Source organism: Tsukamurella sp. M9C (assembly GCF_020169415.1).
GTDB lineage: Bacteria > Actinomycetota > Actinomycetes > Mycobacteriales > Mycobacteriaceae > Tsukamurella.
In genome coordinates this window covers 49,713-55,968 of sequence record NZ_JAIULG010000029.1, presented here as the reverse complement: position 1 = coordinate 55,968, position 6,256 = coordinate 49,713, and the positions used below count along the sequence as shown (strand labels likewise).

The 6,256-nt window shown below is 72.5% G+C and carries 7 protein-coding genes; 3 read left to right on the top strand and 4 right to left on the bottom strand.

Annotated features, from left to right (window positions below; translation table 11 throughout):
- Positions 1-551, bottom strand: a 551-nt coding sequence (locus tag LB823_RS14830) for an allophanate hydrolase subunit 1 (protein WP_224648002.1), incomplete at its 3' end; no start/stop codon positions are given.
- Positions 538-1,878: an MFS transporter gene (locus LB823_RS14825; protein WP_224648001.1), complete on the bottom strand. Its 1,341-nt coding sequence runs from the start codon at positions 1,876-1,878 to the stop codon at positions 538-540. The genes LB823_RS14830 and LB823_RS14825, both read right to left, overlap by 14 nt.
- Before the next feature lie 129 nt (positions 1,879-2,007).
- On the opposite strand from LB823_RS14825, the gene LB823_RS14820 reads away from it, so the two are divergent.
- Both LB823_RS14820 and LB823_RS14815 read left to right on the top strand, forming a co-directional pair.
- Positions 2,008-2,670 (top strand): GntR family transcriptional regulator, encoded by a 663-nt coding sequence (locus LB823_RS14820; protein ID WP_224648000.1) that lies wholly within the window; start codon positions 2,008-2,010, stop codon positions 2,668-2,670.
- A 40-nt stretch (positions 2,671-2,710) separates the two neighbouring features.
- Positions 2,711-3,622 carry a hypothetical protein gene (locus LB823_RS14815; protein WP_224647999.1) on the top strand — a complete coding sequence of 304 codons (912 nt, stop codon included), beginning with the start codon at positions 2,711-2,713 and terminating at the stop codon, positions 3,620-3,622.
- Here LB823_RS14815 and LB823_RS14810 read toward each other — a convergent pair.
- Complete coding sequence (locus LB823_RS14810) at positions 3,609-4,235, bottom strand: LysE family translocator (RefSeq protein ID WP_224647998.1); 627 nt, start codon at positions 4,233-4,235, stop codon at positions 3,609-3,611. The genes LB823_RS14815 and LB823_RS14810 overlap by 14 nt on opposite strands.
- Before the next feature lie 52 nt (positions 4,236-4,287).
- Positions 4,288-5,250 (bottom strand): AraC family transcriptional regulator, encoded by a 963-nt coding sequence (locus LB823_RS14805; RefSeq protein ID WP_224647997.1) that lies wholly within the window; start codon positions 5,248-5,250, stop codon positions 4,288-4,290.
- Positions 5,251-5,439: 189 nt separating this feature from the next.
- On the opposite strand from LB823_RS14805, the gene LB823_RS14800 reads away from it, so the two are divergent.
- Positions 5,440-6,243, top strand: coding sequence for an SDR family oxidoreductase (locus LB823_RS14800; RefSeq protein WP_224647996.1), 804 nt, complete (start codon positions 5,440-5,442; stop codon positions 6,241-6,243).
- Positions 6,244-6,256: the final 13 nt, after the last annotated feature.

The window sequence follows — 6,256 nt, the reverse complement described above, 5'->3', positions numbered from 1 at the left end:
AGGGACCAGAGCTCGGCGTCGGTGCGGCCGATCAGCTGCCAACCGCCGGGCGAGGTGCGCGGGTACACCGCGCTGTACTCCCCCGCCAGCCCGACGGCGCCGGCCGGCACCCGCACGCGCGGCGAGGCCCGCCGCGCGATCTCCGGCCCCGGCTCCGTCGAGCGGAGGTAGGCGAAACCGGGCGCGAAGCCGAGGAAGCCGACGTGCCAGGCGCGCGCGGTGTGCATCCGCACGACGCCCGCCTCGTCGGTGCCGAGCTGCTCGGCGACGTCGCGCAGGTCCTCGCCGTCGTAGACGACGCCGATCTCGACCAGCGGCCCGTCCAGGGTGATGGCGTCCGGCGGCGGCATTTCCGCGAGCAGGCGTTCGGCCTCCGCGGCCGACCCGGCACCGTCGAAGAGGACGGTGACGGTCTCGCCCCCGGCGACGAGCTCGCGCTGCCCGGGGAGCGGCTCGGCGGCGAGGCGGGCGCGCAGCGGTTCGACGGTGCCGGGCGTCACCCGGACGCGCACGGCGCGGGCGCCGAGGCGGCGGACGTCAGCGGGGAGCATCGACACCGTCCGGGGCGTCGGCGAGCAGCTCCAACTCCTCCTCGGGGTCGGGGTCGCGGCCGAGCGCCATGCCCGCGACTGTGGCGACGGCGGTCACGGCGACGTAGACCGCGATGATCACCCAGGAATCGGTCCAGCGGAACAGCACGGTGAAGATGAGCGGCGCCATGCCGCCGCCGACGACGCCGGCGAACGTGTAGGCGAGGGAACTGCCCACGTAGCGCAGCCGCGCAGGGAACTGCTCGGTGATGAACGCCGCCTGCGGGCCGTACATCAGCGCGTGCAGCGACATCCCGACGACGACGCCGAGAGTCAGCAGGACGCGGCTGCCGGACTGGATCATGAGGAACAGCACCGGGACCCACGCCGCGGTGAGGACCGCGCCGACGCCGTAGACGAGGCGGCGGTTGAACCGGTCGGTGAGCGCACCGGCGAGCGGCATGGCGAAGACCTGCACCGCCGATCCGGTGAGCACCGCCGTCAGCACGTGGCTGGTCGGGAAGTCCAGTTCCTTCGTGGCGTAGCTGGCGAGGAAGACGGTGAGCAGCGAGTACAGGACGTCGGGGCAGATCCGCGAGAGCGCCGCGGCGAGCAGCGCCCGCGGGTGCCCGCGCAGCACCTCGGAGATCGGGGCCTTCGGCTGCTCCGCGCGCTCGGCGATGGCCTGGAAGACGGGAGTCTCCTCCAGCTTGAGCCGGATCATGAGGCCGAACACGACGAGCACGGCCGAGAGCAGGAAGCCGATGCGCCAGCCCCAGTCCCGGAAGGCGTCCTCGGTGAGCAGGGCCGCGACCAGGGCGAGCACGCCGTTCGCCATGAGATTGCCGACGGGCACGCCGATCTGGGCCGCGGACGCCCAGAAGCCGCGCTTGCGCGGGTCGCCGAACTCGCTGGAGAGCAGCACCGCGCCGCCCCACTCGCCGCCGACGCCGACGCCCTGCGCGAACCGCAGCAGCACGAGGATCGTCGGGGCGATCACGCCGATGGTGCCGTAGCTCGGCAGCACGCCGATGAGCACCGTGGCGATGCCGATCAGGAGGAGCGTCGCGACCAGGACGTTCTTGCGCCCGATGCGATCGCCGAGCCGGCCGAAGACGACCCCGCCGATGGGCCGGGCGAAATAGCCGACGGCGAAGGTGGAGAACGAGAGGAGGAGCCCGATGAACGGATCCTCCGCGGGGAAGAAGACGTGCGGGAAGACGAGCGCGGACGCGACGGAGTACAGCGCGAAGTCGTAGTACTCGAGGGACGTGCCGGTCAGGCTGGCGATGTACGCCTTGACGGCGCCCTTCTGCACGGCGCCCTGCTCGGGCTGATCAGTGGACATGGATGGTCTCTTCTCGGTGAGCGGTCGGCGCTGATGTGATCCACACCATAGATGATTGTTGAACAATCTGTCACTACCGCGCGCCCGATTTGTTCAACAAAGTTCGGCACCGCTCCGTACGATCGAGCCGTGAGCACAGGCAGACAGCGCGGCCACGCCGCCACGGAGGCCACCGACGACCTGCGGCGCGCCATCGTCGAGGGCACCCTGCGCCCGGGCGACCCGCTGCGCGAGGAGCGCTTGGCGGCGGAGCTCGGCGTCTCGCGGAACACCCTGCGCGAGGCGATGCGCACGCTCGCTCACGAGGGGCTGATCGTGCACGAGGCCAATCGGGGCGCCCGGGTCACCGCCCCGACCCGCGCGTCCGTCCGCGACATCTACCTGGTGCGGCGCACCGTCGAACCGCCCGCGCTCCGTGCCGCGGGACCGGATCACCCCGGCGCGGTCCGGATGCGCGACGCGGTGGCGACCGCGCAGGCGGCGGCGCGTCTCGGCGACTGGCAGGCGGTCGGCACGGCCGACCTGGCCTTCCACCGCGCCATCGTCGGGCTCAGCGACAGCCCCCGGCTCGACGCGGTCCTGGACTCGATCCTCGCCGAACTGCGCCTCGCCTTCGGGGCGATCGCGGACCCGGAGTTCCTGCACGCCCCGTTCCTCGACGACAACGTGACCATCCTCGAGACCTTCCTCGACGGCCGGGGCGACGAGGCGGCGGACCTGCTCGCGGAGTATCTCGTCCGCTCGGAGGAGACCCTGTTCGGCGCGCAACCGGTCTCGAAACTCACATCGTGAGTGGCGGCCGCCGCGAGCACACCACCGTAGAATAAGTTCTATGTTCGAAGGACTTCTGGCCCTCGGGATCCGCACCGGGACGATTCTCCGCGTCTCCCTCCCCGACGGCGCGGTCGAGACGCTGTACACCGACGAGGCCGGGGCCTCGCCCGACGGCGTTCTCGTGGAGGGCGGCCGGATCTACTGGACGACGATGGGCCGCCCCGACCGCGCCCCGGGGACCTCGAGCGAAGAGGGCCTCGACTTCTCCGCCCGCACCGGCGGCGTCCATTCCGTCCTCCTCGACGGCACCGACCTGCGCGACCTCGTGCCGGCGGGCGCGATGACCACCGGGAAGCAGCTCGCGTCCGACGGTGCCGGCACGCTCTTCTGGGCCGACCGCGAGGGTTGCCGGGTGAGTTCGGTGCGGACGGACGGCACCGGGCTGCGCGACCTCGTCGTCAACGTTCCCGAGCCCGACCGGCTCGCCGAATGCGTGGGCGTCGCCGTCGATCCCGCGCGCGGCCACCTCTATTGGACGCAGAAGGGGCCCGCGAAGGGCGGCCGCGGACGCATCCTGCGCGCCGGCCTCGAACTCCCCTCCGGCGCGTCGCCGGACGACCGCCCCGACGTCGAGACGCTGTGGGACGGCCTGCCCGAGCCCATCGACCTCGAGATCGTCGGCGACACCCTGTACTGGACCGACCGCGGCGCCGCCCCCGACGGCAACTCGCTCAACCGGGCCCCGCTCCCGGCGGTCGGCACGCGCGGGGCCGCACCGACGATCCTGGCGCGCGGCTTCGACGAGGCCATCGGCCTGGCCGTGGACGCCGCCTCCGGGCTCGCCTACGTCTCCGACCTGGGCGGCCGCATCTGGCGCGCGCCGCTCGACGGCCGCGCCCCCGAGATCCTCATCGACCTCGGCACGCTCGTGTCCGGCATCGTCGGCCTGCCGGCCGCTACCGCTCGGTGACCAGCTTGGCGCCGAAGCCGATGAGCGCGACACCCGCGACGCCGTCCAGCATCCGCCGGGTGCGGGGCGTCCGCATCCAGCGGGTCACCGTGCCGGCGGCCGCGATCAACACGCCGCAGTAGACCGCCGTCAGCGCGATGTAGACGCCGCCCAGGGCGAGCGTCGTCCAGGTCACCGAGTAGCCGGCGGGCACGAAGCCCGGGAGCAGGCTCACGAACAGCACACCGATCTTCGGGTTGAGCAGGTCGGTGAGGAAGCCCGCGGTGAAGCCGCCCGTGCGCCACGACGTCTCCATCGGGGCGGCCGGCTGCTCCCCCAGCGCCGTGCCGCGTATCACCGCACGCAGGGACTGCACGCCCATGTAGATCAGGTACGCGGCGCCGACCACCTTGAGCGCGGTGTAGCCGTATTCGCTGGCCTTGAGCATCGCCGAGAGCCCGAGCACCGCGGCGAGCACCCAGATGACGAGGCCGCTGAGCACCCCGAGGCTGGTGCGCAGCCCGGTACCGCGGCCGCCCTGCGCCACGCCGCGCACCACGACAAGGGTGTCGGGTCCGGGCACGATGACGAGCACGGCGGAGGCGGCGGCGAACGAGAGCAGGGCGACGAGCATTCGGTGATCCAATCAGAAACCCCGGGCTACGCGGAAGTCGACTCCGCGCTCCTCAGGCCGTCGCCGCGGCCGTCTCGCTCGGCGACTCCCCGAAGCGCTCCCGGTAGTCGACGGCGAACCGACCCAGGTGCGTCAGCCCCACGCTCAGCGCGACGTCGGTGACCGTGCGCCCCGGATGCATCGCGTCCAGCAGCCGGGCGCGGGCGGCGAGCAGTCGCCGCTCCTTGACGACGGCGATCGGCGTCGAGTCGAGTTCGGATCGGCAGGCCTCGCGCAGCGCGCGGACACTCACCCGCAGGCGCTCCGCGAGCCAGCCCGGGCCGAGCGGGTCGGCGAGGTGGTCGTCGACGAGCGCGACCATCCGCGAGCCGAGACTGGCGGCACCGTCCGCCGCCGCGGCGAGGGCCGCGCTGTAGTTGTGCGGCTGCACGTCGAGGAGCTGGTTCACGACTCCGCGGGCGAGGTACTCGGAGCAGTCGGCACCGCCCACTGAGGAGGAGCCGCGCAGGGCCTCGTCGCCGAGGAAGCGCACCATCCGGACCCAGGACGCGACGTCGGGACGGCGCAGGTCCATGCCCACGTCGAACCGCAGCGGCGTCGTGACCTCGCTGCCGAGCCGGCGCATGAGCTCCCGGTCGACGGTGCTGCGCCGCAGCCGCACGCAGAGCTGCGGGTTGCCGCGCTGCCAGGTCATCGACGTCGGCGACGTGGGCGACAGGACGGTGGCGAGATGGGGAGAGGACTGGACCCGCGTGGCGCCGTGCTCCACGACGGCCCGGCCAGCGAGCGGGATCTGCACCAGGTAGAAGGTGGCGAGCGGCCCGGGACGGATCTGGACCGGCTCGCCGTAGTCGAGGTGCACGAGGCCCATCGAGCCGATGGTGTCGATGCGCAGGCGCATGTCGATGGCGTGCGCGCGACCCACCGGGTCGAGCCGGTGGTCGCAGAAGAAGTCGGCCACCCGCGCCCGGGCTACGTCGACGTCCCTCGTCCTCAGGACCGTCGGAGCGGTCACGGACACCTCCCTGTGGCGTGGATCACGTCCCCATCATGTGCTGCATTCCTGCCTGTCGTCAAGCAGGCGCAATACCGCGAACTGGATAGTGGGCGCGCCGAAGCGGATAGCAGGGCTATGACCTGCGTCACTACCGTCCGGATCGATCGGCGCCCGCACGGCGCCACGGACTCGACGCGAGGTGGAGGCATGACGGGAAATCTGGACGGGCGTACAGCGATCGTGACCGGTGGGGCGACCCTGGTCGGGCACGGCGTGGTGGAGGCGTTGCACGCGGAGGGCGCGACGGTGATTGTCGCCGACATCGACGCCGACGGTGCGCGGGCGATCGCGGATCGGCTCGGCGAGCGCGTGATCGCGCGCACAACGGACATCACCGACGACGCACAGGTCGCGGACCTGGTCGCCGCGACCGCCCGCGAGCACGGCGGGCTCGACATCGTCGTCAACCTCGCCTGCACCTACCTCGACGACGGGGCCGACACCGCCCGCGCGGACTGGCTGACGGCCTTCGACGTCAACGTCGCGAGCGCGGTCCGCGTCGCGGCGGCCGCGCGGCGCGCACTGGCCGCGAGCGGGCACGGGTCGATCGTGAACTTCACGTCGATCTCCAGCTCGGTGGCGCAGACCGGCCGCTGGGTCTACCCCGCCTGCAAGGCGGCGCTGGTCCAGATCACCCGGTCGATGGCGATGGACTATGCGGCCGAGGGGATCCGGGTGAACTCGGTCAGCCCCGGCTGGGTGTGGTCGAAGATCATGGACACCGTCTCCGAGCACGACCGCGCGCACACCGACGGCGTCGCCGCGCCCTTCCACCTGACGGGCCGCGTCGCCGACCCGATCGAGGTCGGCCGCGTGGTCGCCTTCCTGTGCTCCGACGCCGCGTCCGTCGTGACCGGCGCCGATTGGGCCGCCGACGGCGGCTACTCCGCGATGGGGCCGGAACAGGCCGCCCCCTCGATCCCCCTGTTGGCCCCCGCGGGCACCGAGTAGGAGAACACACAGC